Annotated in this window: 22 protein-coding genes and 2 riboswitches; of the genes, 15 read left to right on the top strand and 7 right to left on the bottom strand. The window is 48.6% G+C overall.

The annotated features are described in order from the left end of the window. The first annotated feature begins 99 nt into the window (after window positions 1–99). The 6 genes from rpsL (at window position 100) to BN3911_RS17205 (ending at window position 5,527) form a co-directional block, all read left to right on the top strand. Window positions 100–528: a 30S ribosomal protein S12 gene (gene rpsL, locus BN3911_RS11200; RefSeq protein ID WP_066865562.1), complete on the top strand. Its 429-nt coding sequence runs from the start codon at window positions 100–102 to the stop codon at window positions 526–528. A 186-nt stretch (window positions 529–714) separates the two neighbouring features. Continuing rightward, window positions 715–1,185 (top strand): 30S ribosomal protein S7, encoded by a 471-nt coding sequence (gene rpsG / locus BN3911_RS11205; protein WP_066865565.1) that lies wholly within the window; start codon window positions 715–717, stop codon window positions 1,183–1,185. 18 nt (window positions 1,186–1,203) lie between these two features. Then, window positions 1,204–3,300: an elongation factor G gene (gene fusA, locus BN3911_RS11210; RefSeq protein WP_066865567.1), complete on the top strand. Its 2,097-nt coding sequence runs from the start codon at window positions 1,204–1,206 to the stop codon at window positions 3,298–3,300. A 96-nt stretch (window positions 3,301–3,396) separates the two neighbouring features. Then, entirely contained in the window at window positions 3,397–4,599 is a 1,203-nt protein-coding gene (gene tuf / locus BN3911_RS11215; protein WP_066865570.1) for an elongation factor Tu, read from the top strand. Between the two features lie 83 nt (window positions 4,600–4,682). Continuing rightward, entirely contained in the window at window positions 4,683–5,282 is a 600-nt protein-coding gene (locus BN3911_RS11220; RefSeq protein WP_066865573.1) for a histidine phosphatase family protein, read from the top strand. An 89-nt stretch (window positions 5,283–5,371) separates the two neighbouring features. Then, a complete protein-coding gene (locus tag BN3911_RS17205; protein WP_187127733.1) occupies window positions 5,372–5,527 on the top strand; it encodes a hypothetical protein in 156 nt (51 codons plus the stop codon). Between the two features lie 59 nt (window positions 5,528–5,586). Here the strand turns inward: BN3911_RS17205 and BN3911_RS11225 are convergent, their stop codons facing one another. After that, entirely contained in the window at window positions 5,587–6,264 is a 678-nt protein-coding gene (locus tag BN3911_RS11225; RefSeq protein WP_066865576.1) for a phosphoribosylaminoimidazolesuccinocarboxamide synthase, read from the bottom strand. Window positions 6,265–6,448: 184 nt separating this feature from the next. Beyond that, a riboswitch (SAM riboswitch) is annotated at window positions 6,449–6,568 on the top strand. A gap of 103 nt (window positions 6,569–6,671) precedes the next feature. Between BN3911_RS11225 and metK the strand changes: the two genes are divergently transcribed. The 3 genes from metK to recD2 all read left to right on the top strand — a co-directional run bounded on the left by metK (window position 6,672) and on the right by recD2 (window position 10,574). Next, window positions 6,672–7,853, top strand: coding sequence for a methionine adenosyltransferase (gene metK / locus BN3911_RS11230; protein WP_066867820.1), 1,182 nt, complete (start codon window positions 6,672–6,674; stop codon window positions 7,851–7,853). 128 nt (window positions 7,854–7,981) lie between these two features. Beyond that, a complete protein-coding gene (locus BN3911_RS11235; RefSeq protein WP_147578583.1) occupies window positions 7,982–8,329 on the top strand; it encodes a hypothetical protein in 348 nt (115 codons plus the stop codon). A gap of 28 nt (window positions 8,330–8,357) precedes the next feature. After that, the gene (recD2, locus tag BN3911_RS11240) at window positions 8,358–10,574 is read left to right on the top strand and encodes an SF1B family DNA helicase RecD2 (RefSeq protein ID WP_066867822.1); all 2,217 of its coding nucleotides are present in this window, start codon (window positions 8,358–8,360) and stop codon (window positions 10,572–10,574) included. 169 nt (window positions 10,575–10,743) lie between these two features. Here the strand turns inward: recD2 and BN3911_RS11245 are convergent, their stop codons facing one another. Beyond that, the gene (locus tag BN3911_RS11245; RefSeq protein WP_066865581.1) at window positions 10,744–11,301 is read right to left on the bottom strand and encodes a GNAT family N-acetyltransferase; all 558 of its coding nucleotides are present in this window, start codon (window positions 11,299–11,301) and stop codon (window positions 10,744–10,746) included. A gap of 173 nt (window positions 11,302–11,474) precedes the next feature. Beyond that, window positions 11,475–11,653, top strand: a riboswitch (Lysine riboswitch). Between the two features lie 70 nt (window positions 11,654–11,723). Between BN3911_RS11245 and BN3911_RS11250 the strand changes: the two genes are divergently transcribed. Further along, window positions 11,724–13,346, top strand: coding sequence for a Na+/H+ antiporter NhaC family protein (locus BN3911_RS11250; protein ID WP_066867824.1), 1,623 nt, complete (start codon window positions 11,724–11,726; stop codon window positions 13,344–13,346). A 424-nt stretch (window positions 13,347–13,770) separates the two neighbouring features. Here the strand turns inward: BN3911_RS11250 and BN3911_RS11255 are convergent, their stop codons facing one another. Continuing rightward, window positions 13,771–14,280 (bottom strand): helix-turn-helix domain-containing protein, encoded by a 510-nt coding sequence (locus tag BN3911_RS11255; RefSeq protein ID WP_066865584.1) that lies wholly within the window; start codon window positions 14,278–14,280, stop codon window positions 13,771–13,773. A 282-nt stretch (window positions 14,281–14,562) separates the two neighbouring features. Between BN3911_RS11255 and mreB the strand changes: the two genes are divergently transcribed. Then, a complete protein-coding gene (gene mreB, locus BN3911_RS11260) occupies window positions 14,563–15,588 on the top strand; it encodes a rod shape-determining protein (RefSeq protein WP_066865587.1) in 1,026 nt (341 codons plus the stop codon). 77 nt (window positions 15,589–15,665) lie between these two features. Here mreB and BN3911_RS11265 read toward each other — a convergent pair whose 3' ends face one another. From BN3911_RS11265 to murC, 4 genes are all read right to left on the bottom strand, one after another. Continuing rightward, a complete protein-coding gene (locus BN3911_RS11265) occupies window positions 15,666–16,205 on the bottom strand; it encodes a DUF2441 domain-containing protein (protein WP_066865590.1) in 540 nt (179 codons plus the stop codon). Between the two features lie 4 nt (window positions 16,206–16,209). Further along, a complete protein-coding gene (locus tag BN3911_RS11270) occupies window positions 16,210–17,034 on the bottom strand; it encodes a Cof-type HAD-IIB family hydrolase (protein ID WP_066865593.1) in 825 nt (274 codons plus the stop codon). Window positions 17,035–17,117: 83 nt separating this feature from the next. Then, on the bottom strand, window positions 17,118–17,516 hold the full coding sequence (locus BN3911_RS11275; RefSeq protein WP_147578584.1) for a DUF6483 family protein: 399 nt from the start codon (window positions 17,514–17,516) through the stop codon (window positions 17,118–17,120). Window positions 17,517–17,561: 45 nt separating this feature from the next. Beyond that, entirely contained in the window at window positions 17,562–18,944 is a 1,383-nt protein-coding gene (gene murC / locus BN3911_RS11280) for a UDP-N-acetylmuramate--L-alanine ligase (protein WP_066865599.1), read from the bottom strand. A gap of 233 nt (window positions 18,945–19,177) precedes the next feature. Between murC and BN3911_RS11285 the strand changes: the two genes are divergently transcribed. The 4 genes from BN3911_RS11285 to BN3911_RS11300 all read left to right on the top strand — a co-directional run bounded on the left by BN3911_RS11285 (window position 19,178) and on the right by BN3911_RS11300 (window position 22,780). After that, window positions 19,178–20,035 carry a dipicolinate synthase subunit DpsA gene (locus BN3911_RS11285; protein ID WP_066865602.1) on the top strand — a complete coding sequence of 286 codons (858 nt, stop codon included), beginning with the start codon at window positions 19,178–19,180 and terminating at the stop codon, window positions 20,033–20,035. Window positions 20,036–20,070: 35 nt separating this feature from the next. Then, window positions 20,071–20,637 carry a dipicolinate synthase subunit B gene (locus BN3911_RS11290; RefSeq protein ID WP_066865604.1) on the top strand — a complete coding sequence of 189 codons (567 nt, stop codon included), beginning with the start codon at window positions 20,071–20,073 and terminating at the stop codon, window positions 20,635–20,637. Window positions 20,638–21,008: 371 nt separating this feature from the next. Further along, window positions 21,009–21,410 (top strand): hypothetical protein, encoded by a 402-nt coding sequence (locus tag BN3911_RS11295; RefSeq protein WP_147578585.1) that lies wholly within the window; start codon window positions 21,009–21,011, stop codon window positions 21,408–21,410. An 89-nt stretch (window positions 21,411–21,499) separates the two neighbouring features. Continuing rightward, entirely contained in the window at window positions 21,500–22,780 is a 1,281-nt protein-coding gene (locus BN3911_RS11300; protein ID WP_066865610.1) for an O-acetylhomoserine aminocarboxypropyltransferase/cysteine synthase family protein, read from the top strand. Window position 22,781: the final 1 nt, after the last annotated feature.

Below are 22,781 nucleotides of genomic sequence, written 5' to 3' on the forward strand. Positions count from 1 at the left end.
GCACTTTTACGATTTGAGGAAAGCGGTATGAAATGGTGTCTGGACGGGCATTCTAAGTGCTGTGTCTGAACATATAAATTTTTTATAAGGAGGTGCACTATGCCAACCTTTAATCAGCTGATTCACAATGGACGTGCCGTTGCGGAAAAGAAGAGCAAGGCCCCTGCGCTGCTCAAGGGATGGAATTCCAAGAAGAGAACTGCAATTGATCAGGATTCCCCCCAGAAGCGTGGTGTCTGCACGACGGTAAAGACCACAACTCCGAAGAAGCCGAACTCTGCTCTGAGAAAAATTGCGAGAGTCAGGCTTTCCAACGGAATTGAGGTTACCGCTTATATTCCGGGCGTCGGCCATAACCTGCAGGAGCACAGTGTCGTCATGATCCGCGGCGGCCGTGTACGCGACCTTCCTGGCGTGCGTTATCACATTATCCGTGGTACGTTGGATGCTCAGGGCGTTGCAAAGCGTATGCAGGCTAGGTCCAAGTACGGCGCGAAGAGACCTAAGGCGGGCGCAAAGAAGGCGTAAGAGCTTTGACCGCAAGGTTTCCAAACACATTCGTAAGGCAGAATTCGTATGGCTTACCGCGCCGATAGGCGTGGATTTGGCATTTTATATAGATTCCGTATCGGGGTCGGGTAATTTGCCTTTCTGGCCAGCGGGAGTTTGTACTTTCGAGTACCGATGATATCATTTTATGAAGGAGGGAAGATTATGCCAAGAAGAGGCAATGTGGCAAAACGTGATGTTTTGCCTGATCCTATGTATCATTCCAAGCTTGTCACCCGTTTAATCAATAATATCATGTATGACGGTAAGAAGGGTGTTGCCCAGAAAATCGTATATGGTGCATTTGATATCGTAGCGGAGAAGACGGGCAAAGAGCCGCTCGAAGTTTTCGAGCAGGCGATGGAAAATGTGATGCCCAGTCTGGAGGTAAAGGCCCGCCGTGTCGGCGGTTCCACCTATCAGGTTCCTATGGAAGTACGTCCTGAGAGACGTCAGACTTTGGGACTGCGCTGGCTCACGAATTATTCCAGGCTCCGTTCGGAAAAAACCATGAGAGAGAGACTGGCCGGAGAAATCCTCGACGCGGTTAACGGCGCAGGCGGCGCAGCTAAGAAGCGTGACGATACACACAAGATGGCAGAGGCCAACAGGGCGTTTGCTCATTACAGATGGTAATGTATTAAGGAGGAAATTATGGCCAGGCAGGTACCACTCGAATTAACCAGAAACATCGGCATCATGGCTCACATCGATGCCGGTAAAACTACCACCACAGAGCGTATCCTGTTTTACACAGGCGTCAATTATAAAATTGGCGAGACCCACGAGGGCGCTGCTACCATGGACTGGATGGCCCAGGAGCAGGAGCGCGGCATTACGATTACGTCCGCTGCTACCACCTGTTTTTGGCCGGACCGCAACGGCAACCAGAACCGCATCAACATTATCGACACTCCCGGCCACGTGGACTTCACCGTGGAAGTGGAGCGCTCTCTCCGCGTTTTGGACGGTTCTGTAACCGTTTTCTGCGCGAAGGGCGGTGTTGAGCCCCAGTCTGAAACCGTGTGGCGCCAGGCGGAGGAATATAAGGTCCCCCGTATGGCTTACGTCAATAAGATGGACATCATGGGCGCCGATTTCTATCGTGTCGTACAGATGATGAAAGACCGTCTCAAATGCAATGCAGTGCCGATTCAGCTTCCTATCGGTAGCGAAGATACCTTCAAGGGAATCATCGACCTGGTGGAGATGAAAGCCTATGTCTATTATGACGACTTGGGCAAAGATATCCGCTGCGAGGAGATCCCTGAAGATATGCAGGAGCTTGCAGAAAAATATCACGAAGAACTCGTGGAGCATGTTGCCGAGCAGGATGACGTGATTATGGACAAGTATCTCTCTGGGGAAGAGATCGAAGTGAACGACATTAAGGACTGCATTCGTAAATCTACGATTGGCAATCATATGGTGCCTGTTACCTGCGGTACTTCCTACAAGAATAAGGGTGTACAGAAGCTGCTGGATGCAATTGTGGATTATATGCCCGCCCCGACGGATGTCCCTGCAATTAAGGGAGTGAATCCCGATACAGAAGAGGAAGAAGTACGTCATTCTTCTGATGACGAGCCTTTCTCTGCCTTGGCGTTTAAAATTGCTACCGACCCCTTTGTCGGCAAGCTGTGCTTCTTCCGTGTGTATTCTGGCTCCATTGAGGCAGGTTCTACAGTATACAACTCTGTGAAGGACAATAACGAGCGCATGGGCCGTATTGTACAGATGCACGCAAATGACCGTAAAGATATTGATCGTGTGTACGCTGGCGATATCGCTGCTGCAGTGGGTCTGAAAAATACCACAACGGGCGATACCCTTTGCGATGAGAAGCATCCCATCATCCTGGAGTCTATGGAGTTCCCGGATCCCGTTATCCGTGTGGCGATTGAGCCGAAAACCAAGGCCGGCCAGGAGAAAATGGGAGTTGCCTTGGCAAAGCTTGCTGAAGAGGATCCGACCTTCAAGGCTTATACGGATGAAGAGACGGGCCAGACCATCATTGCAGGTATGGGTGAGCTGCACTTGGAGATTATTGTAGACCGTCTGCTCCGTGAGTTTAAGGTGGAAGCCAATGTTGGCAAACCTCAGGTTGCTTACAAAGAGACGATCCGCAAGGGCGCCGATGTGGATACCAAATATGCGCGTCAGTCCGGCGGTAAAGGCCAATATGGTCATGTTAAAATCCGCATTTCTCCGAATCCGGGTCAAGGCTACGAGTTTGTCAATGCCGTTGTCGGCGGTGCAATTCCGAAGGAATATATTCCTGCTGTAGATCAGGGCATTCAAGGCGCTATGCTGGCGGGTGTGTTGGCTGGCTACAATGTTGTAGACGTGAAAGTAGAGCTTTATGACGGTTCTTATCATGAAGTTGACTCCTCTGAAATGGCGTTTAAGATCGCCGGTTCTATGGCTTTCAAAGAGGCAATGCGGAAAGCCGATCCCGTTCTGATGGAGCCCATTATGAAGGTCACGGTTATCACGCCTGAAGAGTATATGGGCGATGTAATCGGTGATTTGAACTCCCGCCGTGGTATGATTCACGGTATGGATGCTCTTCCGGGTGCTCAGCAGGTCAACTCAGAAGTTCCGCTTTCTGAAATGTTCGGCTATGCTACTGATATGCGTTCTAAGACACAGGGCCGCGGCCAGTATACCATGGAACCTGCGCATTACGCAGAGGTTCCGAAGAACATTTCCGAGAAGATTATTTCCGAGCGTGGCAAAAAGTCGGATTAACCTGATTTAGCACTTGATTTTTCATAGCTTTGTTGTTAAAATGAAGCGTATGAGGCTGGATAATTATTTTCATTGAATAAAAAGGAGGCAATTCCAATGGCAAAGGAAAAATTTGAAAGAAGCAAACCGCATGTCAATATTGGCACCATCGGACACGTTGACCATGGTAAGACCACGCTGACTGCGGCTATCACGAAGGTCCTGGCAATGAAGGGCGACGCGGACTTCATGGATTATGCCAATATCGACAAGGCTCCCGAAGAGAGAGAGCGCGGCATTACCATTAACACCGCTCACGTAGAATATCAGACTGATTCTCGTCACTATGCGCACGTTGACTGCCCCGGTCATGCTGACTATGTAAAGAACATGATTACTGGTGCTGCTCAGATGGACGGCGCAATTCTGGTTGTTTCCGCAGCTGACGGCCCCATGCCTCAGACTCGTGAGCACATTCTGCTGGCCCGTCAGGTTGGCGTGCCCTATATCGTAGTTTTCATGAACAAGTGCGATCAGGTAGATGACGAAGAGCTGCTCGATCTCGTCGAGATGGAAATTCGCGATCTGCTGAATGAGTACGAGTTCCCCGGCGACGATACTCCTATCATCCGCGGTTCTGCTCTGCAGGCTCTGGAGTGCGATTCCAAGGATCCTAACGATCCTATCTATGCGCCTATCCTTGAGCTCATGAGCGCAGTTGACGAGTATATCCCCACTCCTGAGCGCAAAGCTGACCTCCCCTTCTTGATGCCTGTCGAGGACGTGTTCACCATCACTGGCCGCGGCACTGTTGCTACTGGCCGTGTAGAGCGTGGACAGGTTAAGATGTCTGAGGAAATTGAGATTGTCGGTCTGGCCGAGGAGACCAGAAAGTCTGTTGTTACCGGTATCGAAATGTTCCGGAAGCTTCTTGATTACGCTGAGGCTGGCGACAATATCGGTGTGTTGCTTCGCGGCATTCAGAGAACCGACATTGAGCGCGGACAGGTTCTGGCAAAGCCCGGAACCATTCATCCTCACACCAAGTTCAAGGGTCAGGTTTATGTTCTGACTAAGGATGAAGGCGGCCGTCATACTCCGTTCTTCAACAACTATCGTCCTCAGTTCTATTTCAGAACGACAGACGTGACTGGCGTTATCTCTCTGCCCGAGGGCACTGAGATGTGCATGCCTGGCGATAACGTTGATATGGATGTGGAACTGATCACTCCTATCGCCATCGAGGAAGGCCTCCGTTTTGCTATTCGTGAAGGCGGCCGTACTGTTGGCTCCGGCGTTGTTACCGCTATCAATACCTGATTATAGCTTTGTTGACTATCCTGCGCATTTGCGCAGGATAGTTTTTTTCTTTTTAACCTGTCAATGAGAGGAGGCTGAATTCGATGGACTTGTTTCTTGCGAGACACGGAGAAACGGTATCCAATGCTGTAGGCCGGGCTTTGGGAGGCGGGGGAGATTCTCCCTTGACAGCCAACGGAGTCCGCCAGGCGGAGGAGATGGGAAAATTGCTTGCCGGGATAACATTTGACGCGGTCTACAGCAGTCCCCTAGGCCGAGCGGTAGATACGGTGAGAATTGCGTTCCAAGGGAACGTTCAGCCAATCCAGGACGAGCGCCTGCTGGAAATCGGGCTGGGGGATATGGAGGGGCTGACCTGGAAAGAAATCGTTCGGCAGTATCCGCAGTCCAGCACGTTTATGGCGGACCCTGCGGCCTATGTCCCGCCGCCCAACGGGGAACCTTTACAGGAAATGATTGCCAGGATTGATGATTTCTTGTGTGACCTGGCTGAGAAAGACTACCGCCGTGTGTTGATACAGACACATGGCTATGTGCTGCGCGTCTTTTACGCCTGTATGACAGACCATACCGTGGCCGCCATCGGCAGGTCGCCCGGTTACGGAAATTGCGAGGTTGTATCATATCGCGTCAAAAAGCAGCTATATGTCCGGAGCTCAGGTCTTTCCGAAAAGCAGGAGTGATTCTATTGTGGTTCCCACAACCTAAAACAGAGAGAGGAGTATGGGAATGTTTAATGCAAAGCCGTTTTGGGAGGAGACTTACCCACAGTTTGTTCGATGTGGGCGAGCTGCCCGAAAAATATGCGGGCTGGGAAATCGTGGCGCACGAAGAGGGGACATTCCGGGACACTATCCTGGGAATATCCATCATGAGCACGCCTTTGAACGCATTGTGGCCAGAAAACCTTGAGTATTCCATGGCATAAAAGAAGCCGCCGTACCCGGCATTGCTCGGGTATGGCGGCTTTTTTGTATCTTGATAGGCTTACTTCAAAAGCAAGGCGGTAAGATCCATGGGCTCCAGAGTCTTTCCGTCTTTGTAGGCGCGCATGTTGCCGCTGGCGATCTCATCGATCAAGATGACCTCCTGGCCGTTGAAACCGAACTCAAATTTGATATCGTAGAATTCCGCACCGGCTTTTTCCACCTCTGCCGCTACAATCGCGGTGATCTCCTTGGTGGCCTTCACGATGGCATCGAACTGCTCGCCGGTCATGATGCCCAAAACTTCCAGGCCTTCCTTGGTGATCAGCGGGTCGCCCCGGTCATCGTCCTTGATGGTCATTTCCACGTAAGCGGGAAGCTTGGCTCCATCTTCGATATAAGCGCCGTAACGGCGGATAAAACTGCCCACAGCACGATACCGGCAGATTACTTCCAGGCCTTTACCGAACGGTTTTGCAGGAAGGACTTCCATGGTGGCGTTATCGATATCGGCGCTGACGTAATGGGTTTTGATGCCCGCCGCGTTGAGCATTTCAAAAAACTTGACACTGACACGGAGGTTTTCACGGCCGATTCCCTCAATATGTGCGCCGACAGTATTGGCGCCAGGATCGAATACGCCGTTTTCACCGGTCATATCGTCCTTGAATTGGAGCATATAGTTGCCGTTTTCCAGTTCGTAAACATCTTTCGTTTTACCTGTGTAAATTTTTTTCATGTGTTACCCAATCCTTCTTTCTTGGAAAATGAGTTCCAATTTGCTTTTTTATTATATCATTTTCTGTTCCATACAGCAATCCATTCCGTCGAAAAAGATTAGATTTTCAGGATTTGATGGGAAATTTAGCCCATTGACAAAGCAGGAGGGCAATGCTACAATAAGAAGCAGAAAACAGAATAAATCCTTATCAAGAGTGGCGGAGGGACAGGCCCTGTGATGCCCGGCAACCTGTGGCGTAAGCTGCAAGGTGCTAATTCCTGCGGTGAAGCCCCCTTTTTTGTGGGGTACCGAAAGATGAGGCTGGATAAAAGGACCCTCGTTTTTCGAGAGGCCCTTTCTTTATGGGATTTATCTGGAAGAAAACTGATGTGGCAAATTGCCGCAGTTTGAGAGAAAGGAAGTATGTGTTTGTGAAACTATTTACATCAGAATCTGTTACGGAAGGCCATCCTGATAAACTCTGCGACCAGATTTCAGACGCCGTGTTGGACGCCATTTTACAGGAAGACGCGGAGGCCCATGTGGCATGTGAGGTTACAGCCACAACAGGGATGATCCATGTCATGGGAGAGATCACCACATCCTGTTATGTGGATATCCCGGCAATCGTACGTGATGTAGTGCGTGAGGTGGGGTATGATGACCCTAAATGCGGCTTTAACGGCAATACCTGTGGAGTGGTCACTTCCATAGATACACAGTCTCCGGACATTGCTTTGGGGGTCAATGAGTCTTTGGAGGCCAAAAAGGGCGAGACCGACGAAAACAGTTTGATTGGCGCCGGAGATCAGGGCATGATGTTCGGCTATGCCTGTGATGAAACACCGGAATATATGCCTATGGCAATTTCGCTGGCGCATAAGCTGGCAAAGCAGTTGGCAGCGGTGCGTAAGGACGGTACGCTGAAATATCTGCGGCCTGACGGAAAAACCCAGGTTACCGTAGAATATGACGGGGATCAGGTAAAGCGAATCGATGCCATTGTGGTATCCACCCAGCATGATGAGGAAGTCAAGCAGGAAAGATTGAAAAAGGACGTTGTTAAGTATGTTATCAAACCTATCGTTCCGTCGGAGCTGATCGATTCCAATACCCGAATTTATATCAATCCAACCGGGCGTTTTGTTATCGGCGGCCCTGTAGGAGACAGCGGATTGACTGGCCGAAAAATCATTGTGGATACCTATGGCGGGTATGGCCGTCACGGCGGCGGGGCGTTTTCTGGAAAAGACCCCACCAAGGTGGACCGTTCTGCGGCTTATGCGGCCCGGTATGTGGCAAAGAATATTGTTGCGGCAGGACTGGCCAGAAAATGTGAGGTAGAACTTGCCTACGCCATTGGGGTAGCTCGTCCCGTGTCTATTATGGTGGATACCTTTGGCACCGGCACTGTCGATGACGGAAGGCTGGCGGAAGCGGTTCAGAAAGCATTTGACCTGCGTCCGACTGCCATTATCAAAGAATTGGATTTGAGACGACCGATTTACAGGCAGTTGGCTGCTTATGGCCATATGGGCCGTGAGGATCTGGATATCACCTGGGAAAGAACCGATCGCACGGAAGCACTGCTGAATGCGTTGAAATAAGAGATGGGGAAAAGAGTGGCGACTGAGGTTGTCCACTCTTTTTTTACTGTTACACAGAACCGAAGTTTTTTCTGAAATCACGCGGACAATCTGCCTGACATAACATAGAAAGAAGTGAGGTGAACTTTGTGAACATAGTGATCTTTGTTCTGTGTGCGGTGTTGATGGTATTCGGAATTGCAGAATTGGTGAGGCTGCTGGTTTTTTGGTGGCTGAAACCGGAAACAGCGCAGGAATTCTCCATTGTCGTATCCCCTGGAAGCGCTGACAGCTGCGAGTATTTGGTTCGCTCAGCTGCAGAAAGGATGCGGTGGCTGAATTTGAAAGCACCCTGCAGATTGGTTTGCGTCAATTTGTCCGATGATCCGGAGATTGACAGTATCTGCCGTTTTCTTGCCCTGCGATATCCATATTTGAAGGTTTCCAAAAGAGAAGATCTGGTGTATACTATTTTAGACAGGGATGAAGACCCCTGAACGGGAAACAGAGAAAGGAAATCGGGACGTGGCGGAAGACAGGCTGTTGGAATTATGCGGATCTGTTGAAACGGTAGTGTACCATAATGACAAAAATCAATATACAGTGTTGGAGATGAATGCCGGCAACGAAAATGTCACCGTTGTCGGCGCATTTCCCTTTGTCAGTGTAGGGGAAGAACTGCATGTATATGGAAAGTGGAGCAGTCACCCTTCCTTTGGCGATCAGTTCAAGGCAGAGGCTTTTGAAAGATCCAGGCCTGCTACTACGGCAGCCATGCTGAAATACCTCTCCTCTGGAGCAGTAAAGGGAATTGGCCCTGCTACAGCAAGGAGAATTATTGAAACCTTTGGCGGCAAAGCGCTGGAAATCATCGAAAATGAACCGGAACGTTTAGCACAGATAAAGGGGATTACCAGGGAGAAAGCACTGGAAATTAATACTGAGTTAAAACGTGTTTATGGAATTCGGGAGCTGATGGCCTTCTTGGGCGCTTATGGGGTACGCCCGGAAGAGGCGGTTCTGGTGTGGAAACAATTTGGGGAAGGCTCTGTCGGCTGCATTCAGGAAGATCCTTATTGCCTTTGCGGCGATGGTTTGGATATCAGCTTCAGCATAGCGGATTCTATTGCGGAATCCATGGAAAAGCCCCGGAATGATGACGGCAGGGTTCAGGCGGGAGTACTCTATGTCCTGAGGCATAACCTGAATAATGGACATACCTGCCTGCCTGCGGACAAGCTCTGTCAGGCCGCCCAGCGCCTGTTAGGAGTAGAGCTTTCCGATGTGCAGGACGCTTTACTCCTGCTGTGTGAGCACTACCAGACAGTCTGTGTGAACTTTGATGGAAGAGACTTTATCTTTTTGAAAAAGCAATACCAGTCGGAAGAATACATTTCCAGACGAATGCAGGGGATGCTGCAAATGCCGCCGCAATCGATTTGCGGTGCAGAGAATATGATTGCCGATGTGGAGCGGACGCAGGGAATCGCCTATGCGGAAAAGCAGCGTGATGCGATCCGGGCTGCTTTGGATAAGGGAATTTTGATTCTTACAGGCGGTCCTGGAACAGGAAAGACTACCACGCTTAACGCCATTATCCGAATTCTCAAAGAGATGGGGGAACGCGTCTTCCTGGCAGCCCCCACTGGCCGGGCGGCAAAGCGGATGAGTGAGCTGACCGGGGAAGAGGCGAAAACGATCCACCGCATGCTGCAGGTAGACTGGGATGAACAGGATAACCCGGTATTCACCCGGAATGAACGAAATCCACTGGAATGCGACTGCCTTGTCATCGATGAGCTCTCCATGGTAGATTCTTATGTATTTGAAAGCGTGCTTCGCGCTCTTCCCATTTCCTGCCGGCTGATCTTGGTAGGGGACAGCGATCAGCTGCCCTCTGTGGGCGCAGGCAATGTTTTGGGGGATCTGGTCGCTTCCGGCCTGTTTCCCACTGTGCAGCTCAAAGAGATTTTCAGACAGTCCATGGCAAGCCTGATCGTGATGAATGCCCATCAGATCGTAGAGGGGAAAATGCCAGACCTTTCCCGCAGGGACAGCGATTTCTTTTTTATGCCGGTTGCCGAACCGGAGGATGCCGCAAAACTAATTGTTTCTCTCTGCTCTCAGCGTTTGCCTAAAAGTTACGGCTATTCCAGTGTCTCGGATATTCAGGTCCTCTGCCCAGGACGGAAGGGTGAATTGGGAACTGCAGAACTGAATAAACTGCTGCGTGAAGCGATTAATCCGCCGTCAAAGGATAAGACGGAAGTAAAGATTAATGGCACATTGTTTCGGCTGGGTGATAAAGTGATGCAGGTGCGCAACGACTATAATCTTCCATGGACAAAGGAGGATGATACCAGCGGAGAAGGCGTCTTTAACGGGGATATGGGGGTAGTCACGGAAATTGACCGACCGGGAGGTGTGCTGCGGGTTCAAATAGACGACAAAGAGGTGCTCTATGATTTTGAGCACGCTTCCAATGAATTGGAACCTGCATATGCGGTCACGGTACACAAAAGCCAGGGCAACGAATTTACTGCCGTGGTGATCCCTGTTTTAAAACCGCCTATGCAGCTTTGTTACCGGAATTTGTTGTATACAGCAGTGACCCGTGCGAAAAAACTGCTCATTTTGGTGGGGACGAGAGGAACTATAGAGGCGATGGTGGAAAACGACAGGAAAACACGGCGCTATACTGGGCTTGCCCGTTTTCTGGCAAGGCCGGAGGAGTTGGAATAGGCGGAATGGAAACAGTACGCGAACAGAGGCGTTTACTGGGCAGGTTCTGTCTGCGGAGAATACTCTTTTAGCACTTCACTGAGAGTTAAAAAACAAACGTCCTGAAACCATCGGATTAAAACCGGTTTTCAGGACGTTTGCTTTTTCAGAATGCTGCTATTTCCCTTTTCTAGCGGAAAAATTTTCCCATGGTATACAGATCACGATAGGATCCATCCGGCATTTTTGCTTGCTGTTTCAGTGTGCCTTCTACAACAAACCCTAAACTTAAATAGAGTCCCAGGGCGCGAAGGTTCTCTGTGTCTACAGTGAGGCAGAGCTTTTCGATCTCTTTCTGCCGGCACCAGTCAAATTGTATTTGAAACAGTCTGCGCCCCAGGCCCATACGCCAGAAATCCTGTCTCACAGAGATGGCAATTTCTGCCAGATGGCGAGTCCGCCGCCTGCCGATGTTTCTGGTACAACCGCAGGTTGCCGCAATTTCACCGCTTTTCGTTTCAGCGACCAGAAACAGTTTGTCCTCTCCCGCCGACCAGGATTTTAACAGTGCGGCCTCGGATTCCAAGGAAAAGGAAGCTTCAAATTCTCCCGGTTCTCTGGCAAGAAATGTTGTTTCGCTGTCTACATGCCGCATAAATTCAAACATCTTTTGAGCGTCGTTTTCTTCAGCGTTCCGCAGCAAGAAAAACTGCCCCTTTGTCTCAAAGCTTTCCTGATATTTTGACACGTTATCAAACCTTCCATCTTCTCAGCGATCGGAGTCAATATTTTCAGCAGTATAGCATGAAAAAAGTATCCTGTCAAATTGAACTGATGTTCCTTGTTTTCTCTATTTATTTTGCCGAAAGTCAACGAAAATAGTTGACTTTTCTGTTTTTTTCCTCTAGTATTAAAGAACTTAAGCATGATAGAGGCGCGAATGACAAGAGTATGTTCTTCTACACTCAGGCAAGAGGAGAACGGAAAGGGGAATTCGCCGAGGTTCTGCGTCTGTTGCCTGGCAGCGCAGCGCCGGGTTGTAGGAGAATATCCTGCAGACTGTCGCTTTCCGGAGAGGAATGCGGAGCGCTGTTATGAATTCATATGGATACAGAATATGAAGTCATGACAGAGTGTCATGACTTTTTTTATGGAATGAGGATGGTAAACATGAGATGGAATGGTAAGAAGGCGCTGCGGGCGGGTATCCTGGCAGTAGTCCTGCTGGCGGCGCTGATTGTGCCGCCTTTGGTAGGGGGAACGGTTAGCGCTGCGGAGGGCGGCGGTTTTTATGGAACCATCTGGTCCCTTTTGCCTCCCGTAATAGCAATTGCCCTGGCTTTGATCACTAAGGAGGTATATTCCTCCCTGTTTGTCGGTATTGTGATCGGTGGTCTGCTGTACTCCGGATATGGTTTTGAAGGAACGGTTCTCCACGTGTTTCAGGATGGCGTCGTGGGTGTGTTGTCCGATGGTTATAATGTGGGGATTTTGATTTTCCTGGTCATTTTGGGCGCCATGGTTTCCCTTATGAATCGGGCTGGAGGTTCGGCAGCGTTTGGACGCTGGGCTGCCCGGCATATCAAAACGCGTGTCGGAGCGCAGCTGGCCACAGTGGTCTTGGGCGTTTTGATCTTTATTGATGACTATTTTAACTGCCTGACAGTAGGTTCCGTCATGCGGCCGGTAACCGATGAACACAAAGTGTCCCGTGCTAAGCTTGCTTATCTGATCGATGCGACAGCTGCTCCCGTCTGCATTATAGCGCCAATCTCTTCCTGGGCTGCAGCTGTTGCGAGCTATGTGGAAGACGGAAATGGACTTTCGCTGTTTATCCAATCGATCCCGTTCAATTTCTATGCGATTCTTACGATCATCATGATGGTGGGCATGGCGCTGATGAAAGTGGAGTTTGGGCCCATGGCGGGATTCGAACGCAATGCCCAGGAAAATGGAGATCTGTTTTCCGGTAAAAATCCCTATGCCAATCTGACGGAGGAATCAGAGGAGGAAAAAGGGGCTGTCATCGATTTGGTCCTGCCCATCGTCGTGCTGATTATCTCCTGTATTATAGGAATGATTTACTCCGGCGGTTTTTTCCAGGGAGCCTCATTTGTAGAAGCCTTTTCTGGTTCCGATGCCTCTGTGGGGTTGATGCTGGGTTCGGTGTTTGCCCTGCTATTCACTATTGCTTTTTATTGTATCCGCCGTTCCATGACGTTCCGCGAGGCGATGGGATGCGTTCCGGAAGGATTTCGGGCCATGGTGCCGGCCATTCTGATTTTGACCTTTGCTTGGACGTTGAAGTCCATGACAGATTCACTGGGTGCGGGTGAATTTGTTTCTGCTCTGGTAAAGGGTTCTGCAGGTGGATTCAAAGCGCTTTTGCCTGCCGTGGTATTCGTTATAGGTTGTTTCCTGGCGTTCGCCACTGGTACCAGCTGGGGTACTTTTGGCATTCTGATTCCCATTACATTAAATGTGTTTCCGCTTACGGATCCGTTGGGTGTTGTGTGCGTTTCCGCCTGCATGGCGGGCGCTGTCTGCGGAGATCACTGCTCTCCCATATCAGACACAACAATTATGGCTTCCGCAGGCGCGCAGTGCGACCATGTTGACCATGTGTCTACGCAATTGCCCTATGCCATAGCGGCCGCCGCAGTGAGTTTTGTCTCCTACATCATCGCAGGGTTCATTCCGAATGCATTCATTACCCTGCCTGTGGCAATCCTCCTGATGTTGGGCACTTTGGCTGTGATTAAAGCAGTCCACCGAAAGAAATCAGTATCCTAAGTTGGAAAAAAGAAAGGCCTCCACGGTCTTTCTTTTTTTATAGCTTGAAAGCGAAAAATGCTTAAAATGCCCTTGAGTTTTTGCAGAGTGTCCCTCAAACCCGCATGAAATCAAGGTTTGCGCATATGCCTCTAAAATTAACCCCTGAAAAGTCATCGGGACTTGTTTACAGGCACGGGCCGAAAAGAGCCAGTATGAGACGTTCCCGTCTCATGCCAGTTCTATTTTCATGCGCGGCGGGAATTCCAATCTCACGCAAAACAATCGCGGCAAGCAGAACAGAGCGTGTCCTATTCTGTCCTGCTTGCTACTTTTGAAAATAACTAGATAGCATAGTGCGCCATATACCGATAAGGTGGAGCTAAACCAGCACGAGAAACTGGAAATATAAATTTTGGACTGTACCCCAAAAAGGAGAGCAATTTTATACTTTCTTACGCGTCAGGAAAATTCCAACAATTGCCCCTATCAGGATAATCGGCGCTAATCTGACAAACAGCCATTCAAATGCGTGAGAAGCTGCTCCGAAAACAGCGGTTTCAGGGTCACTATAATTCCAAGCCAAGTAAGGACTATTTAATGTGATTAAGACCGCAGAGATTATAACTATGACCACGCACGATGAGATAAACAGCCAATGAAATATTTTTCGTCTTGTGGTCTTCCTTTGTGCGAGCTGTAAGTTTATAATCTCCAGTTTTTCAGAAATCGCTTTTAAGTCATCAACCTTTGATTCAATAACGGTTTCCCCAAGTAAAGTGCTTACGGATGTTTCAAGCGCTTCTGATATGGAAATCAACATGTCAGAATCAGGGACTGACAACCCTTGCTCCCATTTAGAAATTGTTTGCCGCACCACGTTCAGCTTGATAGCAAGCTCCTCCTGTGAAAGCCCTTTTGATTTTCTGATTGCTTTTATAGTTTCATTTAACATTAGGGACGAACTCCTTTCTTCAGTTGTTAACACGATTGTATGAGAAACTGCCCGTTGCTGCAAGCAATGAATATTAACATTTCAATTATATCGTCATGGTAGGCTGTTATGTCGGCCGGGAGGAAGAATAAAAACTTGGTAAACTGTTCTCGAAATCATTTGTAGCTTAAAGGGAACAGCGGAAAATTATTTCTTCGGTTGAAAAAGGGATGAGACTGTACTATAATAGGAAAGTATCATTATGGGAATTTGTGACCTCGAATAGTAAGGATGATTAAGAGGATGATTGGAACAGATATTGCAATCGATTTGGGAACATCAAAATTTAAGGTATATTTGGACGGCAAGGGAATTGTGTTGAGCGAGCCCTCCATTATTGCTGTGGACAATGCCACGGATGAAGTTATCGCAATCGGGAGCGAAGCCTATGATATGTTGGGAAGAACCTCCGAGCGTATCACTGTTGCCCGGCCGTTGTGCAATGGTGTTATCTCTGATTTCTCTATGGCGGAGCATCTGATCAGCCATTATCTCAAAGAGATCAACAACAGCAGAGTGTTTATGCCTCGTGTGGTAGTGAGCGTCCCCTGTGGAATCACAGAGGTGGAAAAAAGAGCAGTGGTAGATGCCATTGGTGCGGCGGGCGTACGCAAGGTTTGTCTGATAGAGGAACCTGTGGCGGCGGCTATCGGCGCCGGGGTGGACATTGCGGTACCGCATGGGACGATGATCGTAGATATTGGCGAGGGAACCACAGATATGGCGGTAATTTCCCTAAACGGTATCGCCATTGCCAACTCTACCCATATTGCTGGGGATGATTTCAATGATTCCATCATAAAATACGTCCGCAAAAAGTTCAACCTGGTGATTGGGGACCGCATGGCGGAAGAGGCGAAAATTGCGATTGGTTGTGCGTATCCCAGGAAAAAGCTGATGACCTTTACATTAAAAGGACGAAATGCTATGAGCGGACTTCCTGAAACTACAGTGATGAACTCTGATGAGATGATAGAGGCGCTTATCGAGCCGGCTATTTCCATCATCCGTACAGTGCAGGCGACTTTGGAAGAGACGCCTCCGGAACTGCTGTCTGATATCTTTACGGACGGCATCTATCTTACAGGGGGTTCGGCAAATCTGTACGGCCTCTCCACACTTTTGTCAAAGAAAACCAAAATTCCTGTAGTCACCTTTGAAAATCCGGAAAACTGTGTTGTGCTTGGTGCAGGAAAGGCAATTAAGTATATTGATAAGATCGACGGACGCACCCATGGAAAGATGAATCCGCTGGTAGCTTATTATTAAATAGAAAACACCGGAGCCTTACAATGGTTCCGGTGTTTTCTGTTTAGCTCCAATAACTTCCGTTCCAAGTTGTCCGGCTAGAAGCTGATGATGATTTCCTCAACTGTGATTTCTCCATCGATGAGGGTTTCAATCACAGGTTTTTCATTGGAACAGTCCTTTTTCCAATAATGCCATGCCTTTTCCAAGTTTTCTTCTTCGTTGGGCACGCCGTCGAAACAGTTGCAGGCATCACCATCGAAAAACCCTCCACCGGCTTTTAGTCTGACAATGGAATACACATCGCGCCCAATATCCTGAAAAAATTTGGCCCAGCTCTGCGCCTCCTGTAAGGTCCTGGAGGTGTAAAGACAGGCCATACGGGAAGGATAAGTAGGAAAATACTCTTTGCGGATCTTTTCCAGGGCCATTTCACGGTAAGCTACCTTTGACCACTTGTCCATATCCGCCTGAAGAAGCCGAACCAGCTTTTCCTCTACCGGTTCCCCGCACAGAAGCGCCTTAAATGCCGTAACCCTATGGTAAACACCGTTGTGATGCTGCTGGTCAAAAATCAATTTTTGTCCCAATTCCATGGGGCGTTCCGTAACAACGTGATAGACATATTCTGTTTTCATACTTTTATCTCTCCATTCTATCCCGAAAATAGGCTGCAGTTTCCAATTCTTCTGGCGAAATCAGTTCAAAATGAAGCAATGCCTTTTCAATTCCATCATCCCAAACCGCAGCTGTTACATAGTCGGCAGCTTGCTTGGTTTCCTCCTGTGCATTTTCCATTGCAACTCCGGTTCCAGCCCAGGAAACCATACGGCAATCGTTATCTCCATCGCCAAAAACCATGACCTCCTCGCGGTTTAGGCCAAAATGTTCCGCAGTAGCAGCAATTCCTACTTCTTTTCCGCCGCCTTTTGGTATGACGTCGAAGCAGAACGGGCTGGCGCTGGTGATTTCAATTCCTTTTAATGGGGCCAGCAGTGAGGCGTATTGGGTTGGATTATAAGTGAGAAATTGATAAATTTCATTTGTCTCCAATCTGGCGGCATTATATACTTTCGGGACAGGGAGTCCCTGTAAAGCAAAGTGTTCCGCTATTTGGCGTTGATAATTTACCATAAAGGATTCTTCCGCCTCAATTAACAAGCAGGGGAAAGGCGTCTTCTTTTGAATTTCCAGCAACTGCCGCATATCCTGTTTGGGAATTGCCGTTTTATGTAAGATGTCTCCTTTTCGCGTGAAGCAGTACTGACCGTTTAAGGTGACAAAGCCGTCAAATGGAAAATACTCATCCAGAAAGGTCACCATGCTTTTTGGTCTGCCGGTCGCTACAAAAAGTTTGATCTCTCTTCTTTTCAGAAGGTGAAGAGCGCGAAGGGTAGAAGAAGGGATTCGGTTCGTTTTGGGATTGAGAAGCGTGCCGTCTATATCAAAAAAAATAGCGCGAATCATAAAATTGCGTTGCTCTCCTATACAAATATTTAGACAGGAAAACCGGGCGCCCAGTCCAGCTTCCTTTCCATCTTTTGCGGCGTCTAGTCGTGAAATGCATCCAGCAGGGCAGTATCTACTCCAAATTCTTCGGCGCAGTCCCGCAGCCCGTCCAGCACTTCGTCCCGTGAGAAGCTACAGGCTTCCAAACGGTCATCTGAGAAAGTATTCAAATAGGTGTAGAAATTCAAAGCGATGGACAAGTTTTCAATATCAGAGAAGTCCAATTCTTCGAACAGCATGTCTTCCGCCCGGCCAATCTCTCCCTGATCTGCCAGTTGATACAGGCATTCAGGAAAACCAAGACCAGAAGAATGCTTTATTTCTGACGCTTCATAAGTGCCGTAAGGCTGCTCGTACTGCTTTCCAAGAATTTTCGAAAGCAGACGAACCATGTCGTGAATCATACGTATGATATAATCCTCTGTAAGCAATCCGTTCACCAGCTTTGCTAGAAATACAGGAAGCCGCAGTTCTGCGGCTTCCTGTTACTTTTTTGCCTGATACCTGTTAACCATCAGATTTGCACATTTATAAATGTCGCCGCCGCCCAGTGTAAGAATGAGGTCTCCGGGTTTAGCATGCTCCATCACGTAATCTGCAATATCCTCGAAACTGCCAAACCATCTGCTTCCCGGTATTTTTGCAGCCAAGTCGCTGGTATGGATCTGGAAAGAGTTTACTTCCCGTACCGCAAGGATCTCCGTCATCACCACATGGTGGGGGATAGAAAGGGCTTTGGCAAATTCGTCCAAAAGAGTATAGGTACGGGAATAGGTATGCGGCTGAAAAACAGCCCAAACCTCACGGTAACCCATTTTTACAGCGGAGGACAGGACTGCAGTGAGTTCGGTGGGGTGGTGGGCGAAATCGTCTGCCACAGTAACTCCATCAAAGCTCCCGAGGATTTCAAAACGGCGGTGAACACCTGAAAACTTACTGAGAGAGGAACAGATCGGGGCGGGGGCAGCTCCAATAGAATGCGCGGCAGCAGCAGCAGCCACAGCATTGAGCATATTGTGCTCCCCGGGAACGATCAGGCTGACCCGGCCAAGCTTTTCACCACAATGCATGAGAGTGAAATCTTCACAAGCGGTATCTTCTTCATTCATCTCCGCTGGATAATAGTCATTTTTGTCACTGAAGCCGAAAGTGACGATTTTAGCGTTTGTAATACCTTCCACACTTTTCATCGCCCTCTCATCATCCCCATTGACAATGATAAGAGCGGAGGTCTGTGTTGCAAATTGATGGAAGGAGTGTATGATATTATCCACTGTTTTAAAATAATCGAGATGATCCGCATCAATATTCAGAATCACAGAGACCGCGGGATGAAGCTGCAGAAAGGTATCCACATATTCACAGGCCTCGCAAACAATGGTATCACTTTTCCCGACCCGGCCGTTACCGCCAATGAGAGGAAGCTTTCCGCCAATAATCGCACTGGGGTCCATTCCTGCGTCAATCAAAATCTGCGTGATCATACCGGTCGTCGTCGTCTTGCCGTGAGTCCCTGAGACCGCGACAGGGCAGCGGAATTTTTTCGTCAGCAGGCCAAGCATAACAGAGCGCTCTAGTGTGGGGATTCCCTTTTCCCGGGCAGCAACCAGTTCGGGGTTATCCTGTTTGCAGGCTGCAGTATAGACCACAGCTTCCGCATTGCCAATATTTTCAGCCCTGTGCCCCATAAAGACGGGGATTCCATAATTGCGGATACGGTCAAGCGTATCGGATTCATTCACATCGGAGCCTGTAAGCAGATATCCGTTATGATACAGGATTTCTGCCATAGGGCACATGCCGGATCCCCCAATTCCTACAAAGTGTAATTTTTTGACATGATCCAATATATTATCAATTTCATTCATATCGAAAAAGCGCTCCTCAACTTTATTCTACAATTCATCAATCCATAGCTGTTATCTATTATATTGCGAAATGGAGATAAAATAAATAGGAAATTTGAAAATATTCTGAAATTGTCTATTTTCGCACAAAGGAGACTGCGCACCAAACCCAGACTGTTGCCATAATATGAAATATCCCTGCGTCCATGGGAAACAGGCTCCCACGAAACAACGCCCGAAAGGTTTGAGGATACATGTCGCGCAATAGCACGTTTGGCATTATTGGTGGGGACGCAAGACAGGTCTATCTGGCAAAATCAATCTCGCAGGATGGATATCCAGTATTTGTCAGTTGTCTTGAAAAAGCAGAGGGAATTGAGGAACTGCCTTCGCTTTCTCTGAAAGAAATTTCGGAGAAATGCGGCATAGTCATTTTGCCGCTGCCGGCAACAAAAGAGGGAAAATATTTGAATACGCCTTTTACCGATGAGAAAATCGAACTGGACGACAGCTTTGCCCAGCTCTTTGAGAACCAGTCGGTCTATGGAGGGATGATGGAAAAGCTTTATGCCGCCTCTGAACTTTGGGAAAGCATACGCACGTATGATTATTATACGCGGGAAGAGTTGATGGTGGGGAATGCTTTTCTCACCGCAGAAGCCGCGGTAGGGCTTGCCATTGAAGAAATGGAAGGCGCGTTAAATGGCGCGTCCTGTCTTGTGGCTGGTTTTGGAAGGATAGGGAAGGCGTTATGTCTTGATTTACGCGGTTTAGGGGCAAAGGTGGATTGTTGTGCCAGAAAGACGGAAGACCTCGCTGCAATCCGGGCGCTCGGCTGTGAGCCGCTGCAGTACCGGCAAATTTCAAAATGCTATGACGTCATATTCAACACGGTGCCGGCTAAGGTACTGACAGCCCTTCCTCTTTCCAGACAGAGTCGTGAGACTTTGGTGATCGAACTTGCTTCTTTTCCAGGCGGAGTGGATATTGAAGCTGCAAAGCGCCTCGGTATCCGCGTGGTCAACGGCCAATCCCTGCCAGGCAGAATTTCGCCAAAAACATCTGGCGAGTTTATCAAAGAAGCGATTTACAATATGATGGAGGAAGTTTGATTTGGATTGATTTCCCAGGAGAAAGGTTGGTTGACATGATAAAAACGGTTGGTTTTGCCATGTGCGGCTCCTTCTGTACGATGCAGAAGGCCGTGGATGAAATGCGTACTCTAAGTGAACAATATGCTATTTTGCCGGTAATGTCTCAGAATGTCTATGAAACGGACACGCGTTTCGGCAAGGCGAAGGACTTTATAGATGAGGTGGAAAAAATCAGCGGGCGGCAGGTGCTCCATTCTATTGTGAGTACGGAGCCTATTGGGCCCAAAGGGCTGGTAGATGTGATGGTAGTTATGCCATGTACCGGAAACACACTTTCTAAAATTGCAAACGGCATTACAGATACATCTGTTACCATGGCGGTGAAATCCTCCCTGCGTATCGGTATCCCGGTGGTGCTTGGTCTTGCTACAAACGATGCCATGGGCGCTTCCGGAACCAATATCGCGAAGCTGTTCAATACAAAAAATGTGTATCTGGTGCCCTTGCATCAGGATGATCCCATAAAAAAACCGTTTTCTCTGGTTTCGGATTTCAGCCTGCTGCCTCAGACGATCGAAGCAGCTTTAAAAGGCAGGCAGCTTCAACCTTTTTACCGCTGAAACAAAACAGACCGGCCGAGCAGATGAGCTCGGATTTGTTCGAAAAAGAGGCATGCTGATTTTGCATGCCTCTTTTTCGGGCTTATAGAAAACTTCAGTTTACAAAACAGTGATTTTGCTGTATGATAATCAGGAAAAACAGAAAACTGTGCATACGGAAATACTGGCCTAGAAAGTCCTCGGAAATTGCTACCGCATTGTCAAAAGCAGAAAATGCAGCAGATACATGATACTGAATTTGGCCCGGTAGAGCTTTCTCAGCTATGTCGATCCGTAGAAAGATGGTCGTATTCATGCTTTATTGTACCAAATGCAGAGCAGTCTGCGAAGACAGTACTCAGAAATGCCCTAATTGTAAAAATGTCAGGTCGTTGAGAATTGTAAATAACGATGATTTTGTTCTGGTGCACCGTGTGGACGAATACACAGCACAAAGACTGACGTCGGCGTTTGATGATTTTTCTATTGGCTATCAGTTTGAAAATTTTGGCGAGGGTAGGGTATCCTATCTCTATGACAGTGAAATCATGCCGACGGATAAAACGCTCTATGTGAGATATGGGGATTTTTCTACCGCTATGGGAATCGCCTCGCAAATAGAGCAGGAGATAGAACGGGAGAGGCAGGGCGAACCGGAAGAATTTGAGGAAATGCCCAGGAGGAAGCGCATCCTTGTGCAGAGCCTTTCCGTGGTTGCCTTCCTGCTTTTGGTGATGCTGGCGGTTTTCGGCGCAGATGCCATAGCGAACTGGATACGCGGATTGATGCAGTGACAGGACAGGCTTTTTTTAGCGGCAGCGGCGTCTACAAAACGTATATACGTTGCATGTTTTTGACGGCAGAATAAGAAAGGAAGAGAAAAATGCAGAATTACAAACCGGATACCTTGTGTATTCATGCCGGCTATAAGCCGGGAAACGGCGAGCCTCGTGTAGTGCCTATTGTTCAGAGCACCACTTATACGTATGACAGCTCCAAGGAGATGGGTGATCTGTTTGATCTGCAGGCAGATGGATTCTTCTACACCCGTATCGGAAATCCCACCAATGATGTGGTGGAGAAAAAGATAGCCGCGCTGGAATGCGGGGTAGGGGCACTTTTGACCTCCTCAGGGCAGGCCGCTTCGCTGATGGCGGTACTCAACATCTGCACTGCCGGCGACCATGTAGTGAGCTCCAGTGCGATTTATGGAGGAACATTCAATCTTTTTTACAAAACGATCAAGGAAATGGGAATTGAAACCACCTTTGTTTCTCCAACCAGTACCAGAGAAGAATTAAAAGCGGCAATGAGGGAGAATACGAAATGTGTATTTGCCGAAACCTTGGCAAATCCTTCGCTCATAGTGGCAGATTTGGAAACCTTTGCGGAGGCGGCCCACGAACATGGTGTGCCCCTGATTGTGGATAATACTTTTCCAACGCCCATCAATTGCCAGCCCTTTGCGTTTGGCGCGGATATCGTCGTGCACTCAACGACCAAATATATGGATGGTCATGCCGTCCAGGTTGGCGGCGTGATTGTGGATTCTGGCAAATTTGATTGGCAGAACGGAAAATTCCCGGCGTTGACTGAACCAGATGAGTCCTATCATGGCGTGATCTATACAAAGCAGTTTGGCCCTGCTGCGTACATTGCTAAAGTTCGCTGCCATCTGATGAGAGATTTAGGCGCCCAGGCAGCCCCGATGAATGCATTCCTGCTGAACCTTGGCCTTGAGACGCTGGCCTTGCGTATGGAACGTCACTGTTCCAACGCGCTGGCTGTAGCAAAGTATCTGGAAGCCGACCCCAATATTGCCTGGGTCAATTATCCCGGCCTGGAAAGCAGTCCGTACTATGAGCTTGCGAAGAAATATATGCCTCATGGTTCCTGCGGTGTGGTGTCTTTTGGTATTAAGGGCGGCAGAGAAGCTGCTACCAGATTTATGGATAGTCTGGAGATGGCATCTGTAGTCACCCATGTGGCAGACTTGCGTACCTGTGTACTGCATCCTGCCAGCACTACCCATCGCCAGCTGACTGACGAACAGCTGAAGGAAGCAGGGGTGCCTGCCGATTTGATTCGGTTGTCCGTAGGTATTGAAAATTTGGAAGATATTCTGAGCGACCTGAAACAGGCCCTTGCAAAATCGGTGCAGTAAT

This window comes from Neglectibacter timonensis, assembly GCF_900048895.1.
Classification (GTDB): Bacteria; Bacillota; Clostridia; order Oscillospirales; family Acutalibacteraceae; genus Acutalibacter; species Acutalibacter timonensis.